Annotated in this window: 18 protein-coding genes; 5 read left to right on the top strand and 13 right to left on the bottom strand. The window is 35.6% G+C overall.

Going from position 1 to position 19,490, the window contains the following annotated elements; genetic code table 11:
- Positions 1-27: 27 nt before the first annotated feature.
- Positions 28-2,616, bottom strand: a complete 2,589-nt coding sequence (recD2, locus tag I586_RS08370; RefSeq protein WP_010765579.1) for an SF1B family DNA helicase RecD2 — start codon at positions 2,614-2,616, stop codon at positions 28-30.
- Positions 2,617-2,649: 33 nt separating this feature from the next.
- Positions 2,650-3,279: a histidine phosphatase family protein gene (locus I586_RS08365; protein WP_010765580.1), complete on the bottom strand. Its 630-nt coding sequence runs from the start codon at positions 3,277-3,279 to the stop codon at positions 2,650-2,652.
- Between the two features lie 207 nt (positions 3,280-3,486).
- Here I586_RS08365 and gloA2 point away from each other — a divergent pair, with 207 nt between their 5' ends.
- Complete coding sequence (gene gloA2, locus I586_RS08360) at positions 3,487-3,867, top strand: SMU1112c/YaeR family gloxylase I-like metalloprotein (RefSeq protein ID WP_034702089.1); 381 nt, start codon at positions 3,487-3,489, stop codon at positions 3,865-3,867.
- A gap of 49 nt (positions 3,868-3,916) precedes the next feature.
- Here gloA2 and trmL read toward each other — a convergent pair whose 3' ends face one another.
- Together trmL and I586_RS08350 are read right to left on the bottom strand one after the other, a co-directional pair.
- On the bottom strand, positions 3,917-4,423 hold the full coding sequence (gene trmL / locus I586_RS08355; protein ID WP_010765582.1) for a tRNA (uridine(34)/cytosine(34)/5-carboxymethylaminomethyluridine(34)-2'-O)-methyltransferase TrmL: 507 nt from the start codon (positions 4,421-4,423) through the stop codon (positions 3,917-3,919).
- A gap of 242 nt (positions 4,424-4,665) precedes the next feature.
- Positions 4,666-5,511, bottom strand: coding sequence for a methyltransferase domain-containing protein (locus tag I586_RS08350; protein WP_010765583.1), 846 nt, complete (start codon positions 5,509-5,511; stop codon positions 4,666-4,668).
- A gap of 139 nt (positions 5,512-5,650) precedes the next feature.
- Between I586_RS08350 and I586_RS08345 the strand changes: the two genes are divergently transcribed.
- Positions 5,651-6,283, top strand: coding sequence for a copper homeostasis protein CutC (locus tag I586_RS08345; RefSeq protein ID WP_010765584.1), 633 nt, complete (start codon positions 5,651-5,653; stop codon positions 6,281-6,283).
- A 111-nt stretch (positions 6,284-6,394) separates the two neighbouring features.
- Here I586_RS08345 and mgtE read toward each other — a convergent pair whose 3' ends face one another.
- From mgtE to yjbM, 4 genes are read right to left on the bottom strand one after another with little or no spacing between them, the layout of a single operon-like run.
- Positions 6,395-7,756: a magnesium transporter gene (mgtE, locus tag I586_RS08340; protein ID WP_010765585.1), complete on the bottom strand. Its 1,362-nt coding sequence runs from the start codon at positions 7,754-7,756 to the stop codon at positions 6,395-6,397.
- 19 nt (positions 7,757-7,775) lie between these two features.
- Positions 7,776-8,669 (bottom strand): RluA family pseudouridine synthase, encoded by an 894-nt coding sequence (locus I586_RS08335; protein WP_010765586.1) that lies wholly within the window; start codon positions 8,667-8,669, stop codon positions 7,776-7,778.
- A 7-nt stretch (positions 8,670-8,676) separates the two neighbouring features.
- Positions 8,677-9,474 carry an NAD kinase gene (locus I586_RS08330; protein WP_010765587.1) on the bottom strand — a complete coding sequence of 266 codons (798 nt, stop codon included), beginning with the start codon at positions 9,472-9,474 and terminating at the stop codon, positions 8,677-8,679.
- A 10-nt stretch (positions 9,475-9,484) separates the two neighbouring features.
- Positions 9,485-10,165 carry a GTP diphosphokinase gene (gene yjbM / locus I586_RS08325; protein WP_010765588.1) on the bottom strand — a complete coding sequence of 227 codons (681 nt, stop codon included), beginning with the start codon at positions 10,163-10,165 and terminating at the stop codon, positions 9,485-9,487.
- A gap of 194 nt (positions 10,166-10,359) precedes the next feature.
- Between yjbM and I586_RS08320 the strand changes: the two genes are divergently transcribed.
- Positions 10,360-10,944: a CYTH domain-containing protein gene (locus tag I586_RS08320; RefSeq protein ID WP_010765589.1), complete on the top strand. Its 585-nt coding sequence runs from the start codon at positions 10,360-10,362 to the stop codon at positions 10,942-10,944.
- Positions 10,945-11,061: 117 nt separating this feature from the next.
- Entirely contained in the window at positions 11,062-11,712 is a 651-nt protein-coding gene (locus I586_RS08315) for a ClpXP adapter SpxH family protein (RefSeq protein WP_010765590.1), read from the top strand.
- A 57-nt stretch (positions 11,713-11,769) separates the two neighbouring features.
- On the opposite strand, the gene pepF is transcribed toward I586_RS08315, so the two are convergent.
- From pepF to spxA, 4 genes are all read right to left on the bottom strand, one after another.
- Positions 11,770-13,587: an oligoendopeptidase F gene (pepF, locus tag I586_RS08310; protein WP_010765591.1), complete on the bottom strand. Its 1,818-nt coding sequence runs from the start codon at positions 13,585-13,587 to the stop codon at positions 11,770-11,772.
- A 36-nt stretch (positions 13,588-13,623) separates the two neighbouring features.
- On the bottom strand, positions 13,624-14,814 hold the full coding sequence (locus I586_RS08305) for a competence protein CoiA (RefSeq protein WP_010765592.1): 1,191 nt from the start codon (positions 14,812-14,814) through the stop codon (positions 13,624-13,626).
- Between the two features lie 90 nt (positions 14,815-14,904).
- Positions 14,905-15,555: an adaptor protein MecA gene (locus I586_RS08300; RefSeq protein WP_010765593.1), complete on the bottom strand. Its 651-nt coding sequence runs from the start codon at positions 15,553-15,555 to the stop codon at positions 14,905-14,907.
- Between the two features lie 254 nt (positions 15,556-15,809).
- Positions 15,810-16,208, bottom strand: a complete 399-nt coding sequence (spxA, locus tag I586_RS08295; protein ID WP_010760718.1) for a transcriptional regulator SpxA — start codon at positions 16,206-16,208, stop codon at positions 15,810-15,812.
- Between the two features lie 363 nt (positions 16,209-16,571).
- Between spxA and trpS the strand changes: the two genes are divergently transcribed.
- Positions 16,572-17,588, top strand: coding sequence for a tryptophan--tRNA ligase (gene trpS / locus I586_RS08290; protein WP_010765594.1), 1,017 nt, complete (start codon positions 16,572-16,574; stop codon positions 17,586-17,588).
- A gap of 132 nt (positions 17,589-17,720) precedes the next feature.
- Here the strand turns inward: trpS and I586_RS08285 are convergent, their stop codons facing one another.
- Positions 17,721-19,436 (bottom strand): ABC transporter ATP-binding protein, encoded by a 1,716-nt coding sequence (locus I586_RS08285; protein WP_010765595.1) that lies wholly within the window; start codon positions 19,434-19,436, stop codon positions 17,721-17,723.
- Between the last annotated feature and the right edge of the window lie 54 nt (positions 19,437-19,490).

Raw genomic sequence — 19,490 nt, 5'->3', positions numbered from 1 at the left:
GTCTAACCGTTTCTCCTAGTTTCTCTATTATTTCATAAAATCATATGGTGTCGTTTGATTCATTCCAATCATTGGATCAATACTTTCCCCACTAACTAAACTTGCGGTCAACAATCGATCCAGCTCTTCTTCAACTTGTTCAATGACTTCTTCTGCCGGTTCACTAAATAACGATATGGCTTCTGTTTTAGGGGCTTCATTTTCTTTTATAGGCTCTGCCGTTTCTTCTATTATAGCTGCCTTATTTTCTTTGGCAGCTTCATACATAATCGGCTTATTTTCTGTAGTATCGGAAAATGGTTGGTCTTTGTTTAGTCCTTCTTCATAAGCTTCTAACTGCATTCTAGTCGTCAAGGTCATATCATCAGCGCTCGTGATTCGTTCTTTCAACATCGTTAAACGACTAGCAGATTCATTCGCCACACAAGTATTAAATGCTTGCGTTTCCCCTAATAAAATTAACATGTCCTTACTTCTCGTCACAGCGGTATAAAGTAAATTACGTTGTAGCATGCGATGATACTGATGAACCATCGGTAAAATAACCATCTTAAATTCGCTACCTTGCGCCTTGTGGATTGAACAGCAATAAGAAAGTGTGATTTTATTCCATTCATTTCGTTTATAGCTGACTTCATTATTATCAAATTGAATTACTAATTCATCCACTTTATCTTCTGAATCTTTCGCCAAAATAATCCCAACGATTTCTCCCATATCCCCGTTGAAAACATTTAATTCGGGAGTATTGACTAGATGCAAGACTTTATCCCCAATACGATAAACTGATTCATTCCACTTTACTTCTTTTTTTGTCCCATCATTGGGATTGAAAATCTCTTGCATCATTTTATTTAAAGCATCGATCCCTGCTGCCCCTCGATACATCGGCGCTAACAGTTGAATATCTTGAGGTGAGAAACCTTTTGCTTTTGCTTTCGTCACGATTTGACGGACGTAACTTTCGATATGGTAAACATCACTCGGGAAAAAAGAACGATCTTTTTGATTTGTTGTAAAATCTTGCGGCAATCTGCCTTGCTTGATTTCATGGGCCAAAGGAATAATACTGGAGCCATCCCCTTGCCGATAAATTTCGGTCAATTCTCTTTGAGGTATTTCATTGATTTGCAGTAGATCGTGCAGTACTTGACCTGGTCCAACTGAAGGCAATTGATCTTTATCACCAACAAAAATAACTTGCATATTTGTGGGGATCGCTTTGAATAAAGTATTTGCTAACCACGTATCCACCATAGACATTTCGTCAACAATCAATAGCCCACCTTCAAGTTCCTTTGCCGTCATACTAGGATTTTTCTCTCGACCTGTTAATCCTAATAAACGATGAATCGTGCTCGCTGGCAGTCCTGTTGTTTCATTCATTCGTTTGGCCGCACGTCCCGTTGGAGCAGCTAACAAGATTGGAAACATGTCTTGTGTATAATCTTTAATATCTAGTGAAAGACCATTTAGTTCAGCAAATAGAGAAACAATGCCATTGATAACGGTCGTCTTCCCTGTCCCAGGTCCACCAGTTAAAATGAACAGAGGTGCCTTGATTGCTTCTTCAATTGCCGCTTGTTGAGAATCTCCATATACAATCCCCAAACGTTTTTCAATGCCACGAATATTTTTTTCAATGTCTTTTTTGTCGTATTTGATTTCCTTTTTGCGAGTAAGTAAACGTTGAATTGACGTGCCAATTCCCCATTCCGAAAAATATAAGCTATTTTCAAAAAGCTTTGTGCCTTCTTGTTGGATCTTGTTTTCTTCCACTAAATGAATTATTTGTTCGGCCACTTGATCTAGCGAAATTTCAACTGGACGACTTGCTTCTAAAGTATTGATTGTTTCTCGAAGCAACATTTCGGCTTCAACATAGGTATTTCCTGAACGTACTGAATGTTGAAAAATCTCATGAGTGATCGCAGCACGAACGCGTTTATCTGAATCTGCACCGATTCCTAATTGTTCAGCTATATTGTCAGCTCGCTTAAAGCCAATTCCTTCAATATCTTCTACTAATTGATATGGATTTTCATGAATGATATCCAGTGTTTCTTCTTTGTATGTTTGATAGATCGCAAATGAAAGTTGACTACCAAATCCATAACGATTCAAGCCCACAATCACTTGTTCCATTCCGTGATTTAACCGAATCGTTTCAATGATCGTTTGACGTTTTTTTTCATTTAATTGAGGTACTTGTTCCAAAACATCAGGTGTTTCAATAATCCGATCGATGGCATCTTCTCCTAAAATCTCAACGATTTTTTCAGCGGTTCGTTTTCCAATCCCTGGAAACTTTTCACTTGAAAGGTAATTTACAACACCACTTGCTGAAGTTGGACGTTCTTGTTGATAGCTATCAACTTGAAATTGTTTGCCATAACGAGGATGATCAACGAAATGCCCAAAAAAACGGTAGATTTCTTCTTCTTGGATTTGGCCGAAACTTCCTGTTGTCACGATTTCTTTTTCCAAATAATCTGTATTCGTATCCGTTATTTTCACTAATAAAACTTTATAAAAATTACTGGGATTTTGGAAAAAGATTGCCTGAACTTGTCCGACAACATATTCTTTTTCCCCTTCGCCAAATAATGTGTCCATCGATTTCACCTCGCTTTATTCAAAAAAAACTATTTATTGTAAAAAAGAATCATCATTCCATAACTTTAATGTATAGCCTGATTTCGTTTCGTCCTCTTTTGTTTCCAAAATTGACAGACTATTATTGGTAAGCCCGCCCATACTACGCAATTCACTTAGCCCTTTACCTGAAAGTGACTGAATTGCAGCTGTCAATGACGCACCATGTCCTACAAAAAGATAAGGACCTTCCCCTTCATCAACTGCATCATTAACCACACTAGAAATGCGCGAAATGGCTTTTTCAATGGGTTCTCCTTGAAATACTTCTGGATTATATTTATCCAATTGATAACGCATATGGTCTAGTTCTTCACTGTATAACTCTCGCATGTCCGCAATGGATTGACCTTCTAATTTTCCTAGTCCTAATTCTTTTAGCTCATCCGTATAAATAATTTCTACAGGTTTTTCTAATTCTTGATTAATACTTTCTGCTGTTTTCCTAGCGCGCAAGGATGTGCTAGAAAAAATTTTTTCAAACGGCACATCTTTAATCGTTTGACCCAATAATTTTATTTCGTCAAAACTTGTAGGAAGCAACGGTGAATCTCCACTCATACCTTGAAACCTAAGTTCCTGATTCCATTCAGTTTTACCGTGACGTGTAAAATATAATTTCATGTTTCTACTCCCTTGATTCTTATTTATTGATCGTTTTATTCTCGATGTATACTTATTTATCTTAACTAGTGTATCATTTTAGCTGTTAAAATTCCATCGAACGAAGCGGTTTATAGGATGGAAACAGTATGATTGTGTATAAAAAAAGAAGTACGTTATAATAAGAAAGTGAAACTAGCAAGTAAATCAGCCAAGGAGGAAATCCCTTTGTTCTTTAACCAGATTCATCACATTGCAATCAACTGTTCTAATTATGATAAAACTAAAGAATTTTATGTCGAAAAACTTGGTTTTGATATTATTCGAGAAAACCAACGTAAAGATAAAAATGACATTAAACTTGATTTGAAATTAGGTAACTACGAATTGGAGCTATTTATCTCTCCAGATGCCCCGAAACGCCCCTCTTACCCAGAAGCTTTAGGCCTACGTCACTTAGCCTTTAAAGTTGATAATATCGAGGAAGTTATCGCCTTTTTAAATACGAAAGAAATTGACTGCGAACCGATCCGAACAGATACATTTACCGGAGAGAAGATGACCTTTTTCTTTGATCCTGATGGATTGCCGTTGGAATTGCATGAGTAAAAAAAAACTGTTTCCTTCACTGGTGAGGAAACAGTTTTTTCGACTACTATTAATCTAATTTATCATTCTCATAATGATGTTTTAATTCTAAATTGGGAAAATTTTGCTGACGTAATGCTTCATAAACAACTAAAGCAACTGTATTTGACAAGTTTAATGAACGAACATGTTCATCATTCATCGGAATTCGCAAACATTTTTCTTCATTTTCACGCATAAATTCTTCTGGTAAGCCTGTCGTCTCTTTTCCAAACATGAAATAATGATCTTGATTGTCTGTGTAATCCATCTCACTATATGTTTGATTCGCAAATTTTGTAATCAAATGTAATGGCCGATCTTCTAAATAGGTTAGAAAAGCGCCTAAATCCTTATGATACATAATATTCACATCGTTCCAATAATCTAAACCTGCACGTTTCAAGTGCTTGTCATCTGTTGAGAAACCTAACGGCTCGATGAGATGTAAGGGAGAATTTGTTGCTGCACAAGTGCGGGCAATATTTCCTGTATTTGCTGGAATTTGAGGTTCAAATAATACAATATGATTTGTCATGATTACAGTTTCCTTTCAATTGAGGACTCATTATTTATAGTTCAGTACTTAAAATCAACATAAAAAAAAACGTATCGCCTCGGTGTCAATCACTGCGAGTCGCTACGTTAGTGAAGCTCTTTTCACTAACTTTTATCAGAACAGGAACCTGATAAAAACCAACGAAAAAACAACTTGTATGTAATATAACACCATTATCAGAGCTTTGCAATACCTTTTAGCAAATTAACCAAATGTAAGCGCTATCTAATCTTTCCTTTTAACATGCGAACGTCAATTGTTATTTCAGATAATGGATTTTTTTGAATTGCTTCTTTTACTTCTTCCGCAACACCCCATTCAAGCGGAGACATTTCTAGTAAATCTAAACGATATTCTTCAGGAATTGCAAAAGTAAATGTCACTCGTTCATCAACCAAAACGTCCATTTCTTTAGAAAATTTTGTTAAAACTTTCTCATTTGAGTATGTTTGTTTCGTCTCATCATCAGGATAAAATGCAGCCCGTAACTCTTTTAAGTAATCTGCTTCTGGAATCACCTTGATCACTGTTCCATCCTTTTTTAGAACACGTTTAAATTCTTGATAATGAGAAGGTGAAAAGATATTCAAAACAGTGTCCATTGATTGGTTTGAAAAGGGTAAATTAGTCAGATCTGCTACACACCAAAATGCTTCAACTGCTTGATTGCTTGCTAGATAGATCCCATCTTTTGAAATATCAAATCCAATTTTTGATCCACTCAGCCCTAATTTAGACAACTCTAGTAAGAAGCTTCCTTCCCCACAGCCAACATCCAATGTAGCTCCTGTTAAGTCCATTGTAGTACTGATTTTTTCTAATAGCGGCTGATACATGCCTGCTTGAATCAATCTTCCTCTATGATGTAACATTTTTTTATTATATTCCGTTTGAATACTATGAGAAAGGAAATAGATTGTTCCCTTTTTTGATAAATCAAATTGATGATTATCTTTACATATCAAGCTATATCCCTGTAACTGAAACGCCTTGTTACATACTGGGCAACGAAATTGTTCATGATGTGTTTCCAAATAGTTACGAGCAAAATCAATTTTTTTCAACATATGGTTACTTCCTATTCACTATAAATTCTGGTCCGAGCCAACAAACTTGTCGCTATTTATCTTACAACGAGAAGATAACTTTGGCAACAGCAAGAATTGTGGTACAATGCCTGTGAAGAAAAAACAAGGAGTGGAACGAATGATCAAAGAATTTTGTGCAGAAAATTTCACCAATATCCCTACAGCTATCCGCAATGGCGCTGGACGTATCGAGTTATGTGATAATCTAGCTGTTGGTGGCACAACACCTAGCACAGGTGTTATCGAAGAAGTTGTATCTTACGCTGGAGAAAAATCAATTCCCGTAATGACGATCATTAGACCTCGTGGCGGAGATTTTGTGTATAACGATATTGAACTTAAAATCATGCATACCGATTTGATTGAAGCCAAAAAAATTGGAACTGACGGTGTTGTTTTAGGTTGTTTAACAAAAGAAGGCTGGCTAGATGAAGAAGCGTTAGAATTATTGATTGAAACTGCCGAAGGATTACAGATCACATTTCATATGGCTTTCGATGTATTAAGTAAAGAAAATCAGTTTAAAGCAATTGATTGGTTGGCTGAACATGACGTACATCGTATTTTGACTCATGGAGGTCCTTCTGGAACTCCGATAGAAGATAATGTGAGTCACTTAAAAGAGTTGATTGAGTACGCACAAGATCGAATCATTATTTTACCAGGTGGTGGCATTTCTGATAAAAATGTCGATACAGTAGCAACTGCTCTGCAAGTCAACGAACTACATGGCACAAAAATCGTCGGATAAACATTTGATAAAGGAAATAATCGCGGTAAGCACTACTGTTTGATTATTTCCTTTTTTATGTGCCAAATAAAAAAATCCCCTATCTTGCGACTGGGGAGAGTACTTTTTTTATTAAACAAAATATTGCATAAACAAACTTGCGATATTGAAATAAATCAAAACACTTGTTAAATCACTTAAAGTTGTAATGAACGGTCCACTTGCAACGGCTGGATCAAACCCTAATTTATCCATCAACATCGGGATTAAACTACCTGCTAGATTTGCAACTGTAATAGCGCATAACATTGCCATACCTATGACAAATCCTAATGGAAAATTATGTTGCCAAACACCAACTACGATAAAAATCGCCACACCTGTTACAGCCCCTGTAACTAGACCTGTTAAAACTTCACTAATGATCAAACGGCTAAAATTATTATCTTTTTCATCAGATATAGCAAGCCTTCTAACCGCAACCGCTAACGACTGTGTTCCAGCGTTCCCAGCAGTCCCAGTGATCAACGAAATAAATACAGCTAAAATGCTCGCTTCGCTTACTAACTCTTCATAATGGCTAATTAGTGTAGCGGTGGACATTCCTAAAAATAAGAGGGTAATCAACCACGGCAACCTTTTTGATGCAGCCTTAAATGGATTCTCACTCACCTCTTCAACGTTTACCCCAGCCAACCCAGAATAATCGCTAGCTGCCTCATCATCAATAACATCAATGATATCGTCGACTGTGACAATCCCTAAAAGATGGTCGTCATAATCCGTAACCGGCAATGCAAGGAAGTCATAGTCTCGAATTGTTTGCGCTACATCTTCTTGGTCATCTCCTACATGAACAGAAATAACGCGCTCACTCAAGACATCTGAAATCATTGTATCATCATCATTTACAATCAAGTCTCGTAAAGAAATAACACCAACTAAGTGATTTTCTTGGTCGACAACATATACATAATAAATCGTTTCAGCAACATCTGCTTGATTTTTCAATACATACATTGCTGAACGAACCGTTTGATTAGCTACAATTGAGACAAATTCTGTTGTCATGATCGAACCAGCTGTATCATCTTCATAATGAAGCAATTCTTTGATTTCACCAGCATCTTCGGTACTCATCAAACTTAAATATTTCGCCTTTTGACTTTTCTCTAACCGATTCAGTAAATCAACTGCGTTATCTGTATACATTTCTGACAACATTTCAGCAGCATAGCTTGGACGCATTTCAGCAATATAATCTTTCATATTCTCGTTGTCTTCTTCGATAACGTCAAACATATCTGCTAATTCTTTCGGTGATAAGTAACTATAAATTTGCTTTCTATCTTCTTCATCGATTGATTGGTAAAATTGTCCTTGTTCATATATATGAAGAGCTAAGAACAACTCACGAAATTCAGTCATTTGTTGTTCTTTCAATTTTTCAAGTAGCAAAGAAAAATGTTCTTCCATTTCTTGGCCTTCGTTCACCCAAACCGCTCCTTTCAATCTAAAGTTGATCTACAATTTTTCTCATATCTTCTGCTAAAGGAGAAGTTAATTCTAAGCGTTTCTTCGTAAAAGGATGGTTAAAACGTAAATGACAGCAGTGTAACGCCTGGCGGTCCATTCCGTTATTCATTTTACCACCGTACATGTCATCACCTAACAACGGGCAACCAATGGCTTCAAAATGAACTCTGATTTGATGGGTTCGTCCTGTATGAAGTTGGATATTTACTAACGCTTGATCCCCTTTACGTTTCATCAGCCAATATTCCGTTTCTGCTTGTTGACCAGATTCAACTATCGTCCTTTTTAAAATAGAAGATAAATCTCGACCGATTGGAAGTTGAATCATCGTATGTTCTTTTAACTCAGACGTAACGCCGCCTACTAAAGCCTGATAAATCTTGACTACTTCTTTTTTTCGTAGTTCCTGATCCAGCATAGCATGAGCAAAACCATGTTTTGCAAACAGCATCAAACCAGTCGTATCTCTATCTAATCGTGTCACAACGTGAATCACTTGATTTTTATATTGTTGTTTCTTGTAATACGCTTTTACCCGATTGGCCATCGTGCCATTAGGATGATATTGAGCAGGTATTGATGCCACACCTGCTGGTTTATTGACGACTAAGTAATGCTCATCTTCAAATACGATATCGATAGGTACATCATCTACAAGCAATGTCTCATGCTCTTTTTCATCTGGAATCGTGATTTTCACTTGATCTCCAAAAGATAGCTTGAACAATGCATTTTCAACGGATTGATTAACTTCTATCTTGCCGCCTTGAAATTTTACTTTTGCTAAAAGACCTTTGGATACACCTTGCTCTTTTAGAAAACTTTTTACTTGCTGCGGTTCTTTTTTTTCTACTATCCAACTAAATTCCATTAAGTTATTAATCCTCACTAATAAAGGCATCTTTTACTCGATGCCAAAAATGCATATGTCGATATGATGCAAAATGAATGCGTTCATCTGCAATTCGATAATAAATCGATTTGATATCGTCTTGATAAATGTCTAATTGATCTACAGTAATCAAATAATCATTACTTTCCTGTAACTTGATTTCTACCCACTCCGTATGAGCAATTACAATCGGTGAACCGAGCGTTCTAAACACACGATTGTTTAATGACGCAATCTCAGCAAGCTGAAATGCGTTGATACTTGGATGCAACACTGCACCACCAATACTTTTATTATACGCCGTTGAGCCAGTTGGCGTCGACACAGACAAACCGTCTCCACGGAATCGTTCAAATAATTCATCTTTAATAAAAACATCTGCGACCATGGTGCGATTTGCCCGCTTAATTGTTGATTCATTCAATGCCAAAAAATGCTTGTCAGGCTTATTTCCATGAAAACTGATTTTCACGTCCAATAAGGGATAACTAATACTTTGCTCCTGATGAACAAGCAAACTTTGTACAAGTTCTTCTAATTCATAATCCCGCCAATCCGTATAAAAGCCTAGATGTCCTGTATGAACCCCTAAAAAACTAACTTGGTCCAAGCGATGACTAAATCGGTGAAATGCAGATAATAACGTCCCATCCCCACCGACAGAAATCACAAGATCTGGTTGATGATCATCGATTTCGATGGCATTCTCTTTTAGAAGTTGGAGTAAATTACGTGTAACGTCATTTGATTTGCGTTCATGATTATGAACGATTGCCACTTTCATTTTACTCCTCCTATTCTTTATCAACTATTTCCTTGCTATCATTGAATTTTTGATAGTAATTATCTTTCGACTTCCCGCGACCGTGTGAAAACAGATGCTGTGCTTCTTGAATTTCTTCACGGATCGTTGACATTTCCTCATCCAGTTGATAAGCCGCTTCAGCCGCTCTTTGCAACCGTTCCTTCATTTCTTCTGGAAACGATCCTTGGTATTTATAGTTCAATGAATGTTCAATCGTTGCCCAAAAATTCATAGCGAGCGTTCGAATTTGAATTTCTGCTAAAATCTTCTTTTCTCCAGTGATCAACTGAACTGGGTATTCGATCACTAAATGATAAGAGCGGTAGCCACTCTCTTTTTTATTTGTAATATAATCTCGTTCTTGAATGATTTGTAAATCTTTACGATTGCGAATGATATCCACCACTTGACGAATGTCCTCAACAAATTGGCACATAATCCTAAGTCCTGCAATATCCTGCATTTCTTCTTCTAAACGATCAACAGGGATATTGCGCAATGCGGCTTTCGTCAAAATACTATCTACAGGTTTCACGCGCCCTGTTACAAACTCAATAGGTGTATGTTTATTTTGCTCTCGAAACTGCTTGCGGATTCCGCGCAGCTTAACTTTCATTTCTCCAACAGCCTGTTCATACGGTGCCAGAAAAAGCTCCCACTCTTTCTCCATCCTAATCCCTCTATTTCTTTGAATTTGATTCACAGCTTATTTTACCATAGAGCCGGGAAAAATAGGGTAATTTGAGAAATTGTATAAATTTTTTCAACAATACGGAACTTTTTAACTTCTAGTTCACTTTTCTTGACGTAAATAGGTAAAGTATGCAAAAATTGAATTAAATTAAAGAAAGTGGGCCAAAAATAGTGAGTGAGAATTTAGAAATAGAATTTAAAACCTTATTATCTATTGAAGAGTTCGCACACGCCGTTCACTACTTTCAGGTAAAAGAACAACATTTTTTTACACAAACAAATTATTATTTTGACTCTGCCGATTTTAAGTTAAAGAAAAGGCATATGGGTCTAAGAGTTCGTATACTATCTAATAATGCAGAAATCACTTTAAAAATCCCTGATAAAGTTGGCTTACTTGAAATCAACGATGCACTTTCCATTGAAGAGGCGCAACAACTCGTTGATTTGGCAACACTTCCAGATTTTGGAAATGTTTTTAACAAGTTGACTAATCTAGGAATCGACAAAAATGATTTACGTTTAATCGGCAGCTTAACAACTAAACGAGCAGAAATAAAACTTCCCCAAGGTTTACTCGCGCTAGATGAAAGTTGGTACAATGAGCAACATGATTTTGAATTGGAATTAGAAGTTAACGATGCGGTTACAGGAAAGAACGATTTTCTTGTCTTATTGGATACTTTGAATATCAAAGAATCCCCGTCACCTAACAAAATCCAACGAATGATGCTAAGCTCAAAAGAGAAAGATTAAGAAGTTATTATAGTGAAAACATATCATTTCATTTTTCCTAGATTTTCTGATAAATTAGGAACACTTAGTTGAGAAATGATGTCTAGTCGCAAAAGGGTCAAATTGGAGGAAGTATGAATGATTGAAATCTATCTGTTCGTTAATCCTTTGGGGGGCATTTGTCTCAACGTGGAAAAGGATATTTTAAAATTGGTTGAAACTGAAAATAAAAAAATTCAATTTCGTTTCATTCCGCTGGTTAATATGCGAACTATCAACCACCTTATCAAATTGTTTGATATTCCATCGCATGATATTGAGCAACGCAATCAATTGTTTGAAGATATTTATTCAGCTGCGTTAGATTATAAAGCAGCCCAACTACAAGGTAAGAAAAAAGGACGTCATTTACTTCTAGGCTTGCAACAAGCAGTAGCTGTAAATCATATTCCTTACTCTTTAGAACTAGCTGAAAAACTAGTAGTCGAAGCTGGCGGTGACTTAGACATGTTTAAAGCCGATCGTCAATCTGATTTTGTAAAAGAGTCTTTTCAAACGGATCAACAAATTGCACGTGAGATGGGGATTGCTAAACACCCATCTGCAGTAGTTTACAATTATACATGTGATCGCGATTTCGGAGTTCTTGTAGAAGACTGTGATTCAATGGATGAGATTAAACAACTGTGTGAAACTTCTGAAGATAATCTCCAGTATTTCCATGAGAAGTTTGAATTAAATCACTACAACGAAACTCGTGTTCCACATGGACACTTGCATTTACTTTAATAGTAGACAATACCCCCAAATGACTTTTTACTAAGAAAGTCATTTAGGGGTATTTTTTTATTGCTCTAACGTTTCTACAAGTTCTTCAAGTTCAGTTAATCTCGTTTCAAAAACGTGCATAGCATCTTCGATATATTGCGGTTTTGTCATATCCACTCCTGCTTTTTTCATAACTTCTATTGGATAATCACTACTACCAGACTTCAAATAAGTTAAATAATTTTCTAAAGCTTTAGGTTCCTCTGCCAAGATTTTATTCGCTAATGCTGACGCTGCAGAAAAACCAGTAGCGTATTGATATACATAATAATTATAATAAAAATGTGGAATTCTTGACCATTCAAGTGAAATCTCTGAATCTTTCATCACTTCAGGTCCGTAATATTTTTGGTTTAATTTTTCATAATAATCGCCTAAATACTCACTAGTTAATGGCGTTCCAGATGCATCTTCTGTATGAATAAAATGTTCGAATTCTGCAAATTGTGTTTGACGGAAGATCGTTCCTTTAAACCCATCTAAATAATGATTCAATACATAGGCACGAATTCGAGGGTCTGTTTCTGTTTCTAATAAATATTCTGTCAAAAGATTTTCATTTGTTGTTGACGCAATCTCAGCCAAGAAAATTGAATAATCTCCATAAACATAAGGCTGATTCGTACGTGTGAAGTAACTATGGACACTGTGCCCCATTTCATGTACTAATGTATAAAGCTGATCCAAGCTATCGTGCCAGTTCATTAAAATATACGGTGCAGTATCATAAGCGCCAGATGAATAGGCACCACTACGCTTGCCCTGGTTTTCAACAACATCGATCCATCGATCATTAAAGGCCGTTTTTACAACATCTAGATACTCTTCTCCCATCGGATTCAATGCGGTGATTGCTTTTTCTCTCGCCTCTTCATACGTATATTTGATAGATGCTTCTCCCAAAATCGGTGTATACATATCATACATGTGAAGTTCATCTACTTTCAACAATCGCTTTCGTAAAGAAACATAGCGATGGAGTAAAGAGAGATTTTGGTTTACTACATCGATCAATGTATCATAAACACTTTCTGGAATATGATTGTTGCTCAAAGCTGCTTCTCTTGCTGACGAATAGTTGCGTACTTTCGCCTTATAGTTATGCGCTTTAACATGTGAACTTAACGTTTGAGCAAATGTATTTTTAAATTGAGCATACACTTTATATAGTCCTTTAAATGCTTCTTCACGAACACTACGATGTGTATTTTCCATTAATTGACCATATACGCCGTGAGTTAGTTGGATTTTTTCACCATTCTCATCTTCAATTACAGGGAATTTCAAATCGGCATTATTTAAAATTGAAAAAGTATTACTAGATGCTTCAAAAATCTCTCCAGCTCCTGCTAATAAGGCTTCTTGATCAGCCGACAAAATATGTGGACGATCACTCAAAATATTTTCAATGAAATGACGATATTGTTGTAATCTAGAATTTTCATCGAAATAGCGCCAAATCTTTTCATCACTTAACGATAATACTTCTGGTTCAAACCAAGATACAGCTTCACTAGCTTGAGCTAACAGCGAGCTTGCTCTAGCATATAATGCTTGATAAGTTGTATTCGTTGTATCTTGATCGTTTTTTAAATGAGCATAAACATAAATCACTTCGATTTTACGATAAATACTCAATAACATTTCGATACTGTCAAGAAATGCTTCATTTCCTTTTTCTAAAGTCCCTTTAAAGTGTTGTACTGTTTTTAATTCATCAGTTAATGCTTGATATGCCTCATCAAAAGCGCTATCATCTACAAAAATCTTAGTTAAGTCCCAAGTCATTTCTATTGGTAAACTCGAACGTTCTGGTAATTGTTTTGCTTCACTCATTCTATTAGCCCCTTTTCAAATTATTCTAACATAGATTTATCTTATCACATTTTTATGCGGAGTAGCAGTTATTAGATACTTATTTTCGATTCTTTTTAGCCATCGTCTGACATCCATCATCCTATGTTCTGCAATTCCAAGTTCAACTTTCCAGCCGTTTGTCACTCTAACTAAATGATTACATTCAATCAGATACGTCACGATCTGATTCAAACACTCCTCTCTTAGAGAATCAATTGGGACATTTGGCAACTCATAAAACAAGTCCGATGACTTTTCTAATTCTGTTTTTAAAACATGTATTACTTCTAAATTCTCAAAAACATTCTGATCAAAAAACTGTACCCATTTCCAAATTTGCATTCTCAAAAATAGATCAGATCCTCTACAACAGAAAATATGAAGACCAGGATAATAGAACCAATTTGGCAATTCAAGAAGATGAAAACCATTGTTATATAATATGCCTTGTAGCAAGCGAATCTTCTCATCTCGCTTATATAATTTTCTATTCAACTCAGCATAGTATCCCTGAATTAGTTCATCTACTCTGTATTTTCTTTGGCAATAAAGCTTCGACTTATTTGGATAATCAAAGATTTTCAATAACGAATGACTATAAAAAGACCATGCCTTTCTAGAAACATGTACTTCTTTTTTCCAGGTTTCTTCAATGTTAAAACACAAGCAAACCTCGCCTTTTTCCCAATCAGCTGTCCACAAATAAAATCCTAATTTAGTTGAGTAATAACATAAATTTTTTGTTAACTCACTTAAATTTTTGTCATTTGAAAACAACTTTTTGCCACAAACCCAAATAGGAAGATAGCCATGTTTTCGATAGTTTTCAGTTCTTTCGACCAATCGTTTTGTACTCAGTGTGCTGCATTGAATCTCCAATGCGATATTGCCGATTAAAAGATCCGGTCTTTGATTCAACTCCGGGAGGTATTTTTCTAATTCATATTCAATCTTTTCTTTCTCACACCACATTGCAAAAATGCTTTTCAAAGTCAAGTGTTCTGCCGTTTCATTTTCCGAGTCGATACGGCAATTACTTTTATTATAATGAGCAAAATGGGGGATTTTTACTTGTCCATTCTTGATTCTAACGAGTTGATTGCATAACGGGCAATAATACTTTTTCTTTTTTTGCTCCTCAATTTCTTTTCTTGATAAATTTAGTAACGTGCTAATTTCTTTCGTTTCTGAATAAGCCTTCAACATTTATCTCACCTCAATGTTAAGGTACGCAAAAAAACTTCTGATTCATCAAAAAAACTGAAATAAAGCAACTAAGCTTCATTTCAGTTTCATTTATTCAAAGTAATATCTTGTTAATTCTAATGCATTTCGTTCCATGATACATGTTCCATACTCATTCAATGTTTCAGGTGTAACTGCAGATAAATTAGCGAATTCCAATAATTGAGCCAATTCATTTTCCACGTCGTTCTTCCCTAACTCATCCAATAAGAAAATAACTTGTAGGTAATATGTGCCCTTAAATGTATATAAATTTGCTATTACAGACTGTAAAAATACTTCGTTGGCTAACTGCACCATTGTATCAAAGTCATTAAGCTCAAACACTAAATTTTTTACTGTACTATCAGAAAATTCCTGTGTCTCATCAGCAAAATCTTCTTCAATCTGCTTACGAATTATATTACTTACTTCTTCTGAGTTCAAGTCATTGAATCCTTCAAAATTAGATACTTCATCGATTGATGCATTTTTACTAATAAATAGCTCTAAACCATCACTTTTTGGCAGAACCTGAAATGTAACAGCTTCACTGCCTTGAAATTCATCTTCCACGTCGACTTCTTCTAGAATACTGTAGAAAAAATTTTCCACTTCCTTATGATTACCAAGTAAGTCTAAAAAGGTGATTCCTCTATCTGCTAGATCTTCATTGCCAATCAATACTCGTATGGTATTTTCATTGATATGTTCCATTTCCATGTTGCTACACCTCACTTTTGCTAATCAGGAAACTTATTCTTACGTACATTGTAGCGGAATCACGCCAAATGTAAAGGGAAAAGTAATAATATTCCTAAATAAAATGCTGTCTTAGTATAATCCTAAAAACTTGTTCAATATACCTATATGTACTTTTTTTATAAATATTTAAAAAAAGTGTTAAAGCAACTACTATGTAAAAAAATAATAGAAAAAGAAAACCTTCGTCTCAAGGACAAAGGTTCTCCTTTACATTATAAACCTGCCATCAATTGCGCTTGACGTAATTCCAACTGCCTAACTCCTCTTGGCAAGAAACGTCGAATTTCATCTTCATTAAAACCAACCTGTAATCTTTTTTCATCAATCATTATTGGTCGACGCAACAATCCAGGATTCTCTTTTACTAACTCTAGCAAGTCCTGCAACGGAAGTTCATCCAAATCCATATTAAGTTTTTGGAAAACTTTAGAACGAGTAGAAATAATCTCCTCAGTTCCATCTTCTGTCATTCGCAAAATTGCTTTCAATTCAGAAATATTCAATGGTTCTGAGAAGATATTTCTTTCCTTGAATGGAATCTCGTGTTCTTGCAACCATGCACGAGCCTTACGGCAAGACGTACAACTTGGGGAAGTATAAAGTGTCAACATGTGCATCACTCCTTTTTGTGACTCTCATCACTTTTTTGAAACAGGAAATCTATCTGTTTTCCTATTTAATGTTAGTATACCCAATTTCTAATGAAAATACTAGCTCTTTTTCCAATAAAAAACATAATTTTTCGTTATTTTACGTGTTTTTTTTAAATATTGAAATAAAGTCCGTCTTTTTTTAACATAAAATTGTAACGTTTTCAAAACTAAAAAAACTAGTACAGTTCGTACAATGTATCAAAACTGTACTAGTCTAAAAATTCTGACATTTTATTTTTTTCTTGTAACCCTGTTTTTTTTTTCTTTTACCTGTATAATGATAGCAATGACTTATTATTAAATGATTAAGGTGGTTTTTTAATGGAAACTATATTTTCTGGCATTCAGCCTAGTGGAATTCCAACTATTGGAAATTATATTGGTGCAATGAAACAATTTATTGAACTACAAAATAATTATACTTGTTATTTTTGTATTGTGGATGAACATGCTATTACTGTTCCACAAGACCCGATAAAACTTCGTCAACAAATTCGTGGATTAGCAGCATTGTATTTAGCGGTCGGTCTTGATCCTGAAAAAGCAACAATCTTTATTCAATCTGAAGTTTCTGCTCATGCCGAAGCTGCTTGGATCATTCAGTGTAATACAACGATCGGTGAATTAGAGCGTATGACTCAATTCAAAGATAAATCTCAAAAGAATGGTCGTACAGGCGTTAGCGCTGGCCTTTTGACGTATCCTCCGCTAATGGTGGGCGATATTGTTTTATATAATGCTAATTTAGTTCCAGTTGGTGATGATCAAAAACAACATCTAGAATTAACACGAGATTTTGTTGAACGCTTCAACAATCGTTATGCTCAAGCAAACCAAGAAATTCTTGTTCTTCCAGAAGTGAAAATTCCTGAACAAGGTGGACGTGTGATGAGTTTACAAGATCCAACTAGTAAAATGAGTAAATCTGATGCGAATGCTAAGGGTTTCATCTCTATGTTAGACGAACCAACTATTATTCGCAAAAAAATCAAATCAGCTGTAACAGATTCAACTGGCATCATTGAATATGATCCAGAAAATAAACCTGGTATTTCCAATCTATTAAGTATCTTCTCATCTGTTACAGGTCGCTCTATTGATGAACTAGCTGCTGCTTATGAAGGTGAGGGCTATGGTGAATTTAAAACAGATTTAGCAGAAGCTGTTGTTGATTTACTAGCGCCAATTCAAGAGCGTTATCACGCTTTATTAGCTTCTGATGAATTAGATGAAATTCTTGATAGAGGTGCCGAACAAGCTCGTCTTGTTGCGAACAAGACTTTACAAAGAATGAAAAATGCCATCGGTTTAGGCAGAAAACCACGTAAAAGAAAGTAAGAAAAAGGGTCTGAGCTTTAACTTTTTGAGTTAAGCTCAGACCCTTAAAATTTAAACATAAACTAATTACAGGTAACTTCTTCGCAAATAAGTTATATCTCTAGCTATTTCCTAGTAGTCACAAACTCGCCTCTACGCTCTAAATTGCGCGTCATGCAATCGACGATAATGTCCACCTTTTGCTAGTAGTTCCTCATGTGTTCCTTCTTCTAAAATCCCTTTATCGCTTACAACAATAATCCGTGTTGCATGTTTGATTGTTGCAAGACGATGTGCAATTATCATCGTTGTTCTACCTTCTGCTAAAGAATTCAAGGATTCTTGAATCACTTGCTCTGTTTCAGTATCTAGTGCAGATGTTGCTTCATCCAAAATTAAGATTGGCGGATTCTTCAGAAACATTCTAGCGATTGCCACACGTTGTTTTTGACCTCCAGAAAGCTTAACACCTCTTTCACCGATCATAGTATCTAAACCATCAGACATTTGATCGACTACTTTTTCTAAATGTGCTAACTTAACAGCTGTTTGGATTTCTTCCTCTGTTGCATCTAGTTTTCCATAGGCAATATTCTCCCGAATCGTTCCTGGGAATAAGAAGACATCTTGTTGAACAATTCCAATTTGATTTCTCAATGAAGCTAGTGTCATGTCTTGAATATTGATACCATCAATTGTGATTTGTCCTTCTGTTACGTCATAAAATCTAGGCAGTAAGTTACATAGAGTCGTTTTACCTGAACCACTTTGGCCAACGAATGCGACTGTCTCACCAGGCACAATCTGCAAATCTATGTGATTTAATACCTTTGTAGAATCAGCATATGAAAATGAAACATCCTCGTAATGGATAGTACCCAATAAATGATCAACTGTTATAGCATCCGGTTTATCCTGAATCGCAGGTTTCTTATCAATTTCTTCAGTAAATCGCTTAAAACCAGCAATTCCTTTTGGATAGCTTTCGATCATGTTATTGACTTTTTCTATTGGACGAACGAAAACGTTAGATAACAAAATGAATCCAACGAATTGTCCATCTGTAATCTCCCCTTTGATCGTATAATAAGCACCAAAAATCAATGCAAATAGATTAATTAAGCGAATTAAAAAGTAATTATATGCTGAACTGATCCCCATTACTTTATAAAATGTGATTTTTGATTGGCGATAAGCTTGGTTCAATCCCTCAAAACGATGACGCTCAAATGGCTCATTCGCAAAAGACTGAGTCACACGAATTCCGCTCACTGAGGCTTCAACACCTGCATTAAAGTCACCCAAATTATCGTAAATTTTAGTGTTTACCTTAGTCATCTTCTTATTGAAAAACACCAATGCAACCGTAATGAAGGGCAAAACGATAAACGTAGCTAACGCAAGCTGTACATGGATCCGAAGCATTAAATAAAACGACCCAGCTAACGTCATGATCGTAATGAAAACATCCTCTGGTCCATGATGGGCAACCTCAGAAATTTCAAATAAATCTGTTGTCAATCGACTCATCAATTTTCCGGTTTTTTGATTGTCATAATATTCAAACGGTTGCGTCTGTAAATGCCCATACAATTCTCGACGCATATCTGTTTCAATATTTACCCCCAATTTGTGACCAAAAAATACCACGATATATTGTAAAAAAGTGTTGAGTATATAAAATAAAAGCAACCCTATACAAGCTAATCCAATCAGTCTGAAATTTCCTTTAGGCATGATTTTATCAATAACTTGATTCACAACAACTGGAAATGATAACTCCAACAAACCAGCTAATACAGCACAACCAAAATCTAGAATAAATAAGTGCTTATATGGACGATAATAACTAAAAAAACGTTTTAACATAAACTCCCCTTTCTTCTGACACTATAACTATTATACGCAAAGAAAGAATAGTAT

This window comes from Enterococcus moraviensis ATCC BAA-383, from assembly GCF_000407445.1.
GTDB classification, from domain to species: Bacteria; Bacillota; Bacilli; order Lactobacillales; family Enterococcaceae; genus Enterococcus_L; species Enterococcus_L moraviensis.
Note: the sequence above shows the minus strand (reverse complement) of the source record. Positions and strands in the feature narration are given on the sequence as shown.

Coding starts and splice junctions, on each gene's coding strand:
- I586_RS08330 (WP_010765587.1), bottom strand. CDS start 9,474: ATGAAAGTGGCAATCGTTCATAATCATGAACGCAAATCAAATGACGTT.
- pepF (WP_010765591.1), bottom strand. CDS start 13,587: ATGAGTGAAGCAAAACAATTACCAGAACGTTCGAGTTTACCAATAGAA.
- spxA (WP_010760718.1), bottom strand. CDS start 16,208: ATGTTGACACTTTATACTTCCCCAAGTTGTACGTCTTGCCGTAAGGCT.
- trpS (WP_010765594.1), top strand. CDS start 16,572: ATGGAAACTATATTTTCTGGCATTCAGCCTAGTGGAATTCCAACTATT.
- I586_RS08350 (WP_010765583.1), bottom strand. CDS start 5,511: ATGTTGAAAAAAATTGATTTTGCTCGTAACTATTTGGAAACACATCAT.
- I586_RS08285 (WP_010765595.1), bottom strand. CDS start 19,436: ATGTTAAAACGTTTTTTTAGTTATTATCGTCCATATAAGCACTTATTT.
- I586_RS08365 (WP_010765580.1), bottom strand. CDS start 3,279: ATGAAATTATATTTTACACGTCACGGTAAAACTGAATGGAATCAGGAA.
- I586_RS08305 (WP_010765592.1), bottom strand. CDS start 14,814: ATGTTGAAGGCTTATTCAGAAACGAAAGAAATTAGCACGTTACTAAAT.
- yjbM (WP_010765588.1), bottom strand. CDS start 10,165: ATGGAGAAAGAGTGGGAGCTTTTTCTGGCACCGTATGAACAGGCTGTT.
- trmL (WP_010765582.1), bottom strand. CDS start 4,423: ATGACAAATCATATTGTATTATTTGAACCTCAAATTCCAGCAAATACA.
- I586_RS08315 (WP_010765590.1), top strand. CDS start 11,062: ATGATTGAAATCTATCTGTTCGTTAATCCTTTGGGGGGCATTTGTCTC.
- I586_RS08300 (WP_010765593.1), bottom strand. CDS start 15,555: ATGGAAATGGAACATATCAATGAAAATACCATACGAGTATTGATTGGC.
- recD2 (WP_010765579.1), bottom strand. CDS start 2,616: ATGGACACATTATTTGGCGAAGGGGAAAAAGAATATGTTGTCGGACAA.
- I586_RS08345 (WP_010765584.1), top strand. CDS start 5,651: ATGATCAAAGAATTTTGTGCAGAAAATTTCACCAATATCCCTACAGCT.
- I586_RS08335 (WP_010765586.1), bottom strand. CDS start 8,669: ATGGAATTTAGTTGGATAGTAGAAAAAAAAGAACCGCAGCAAGTAAAA.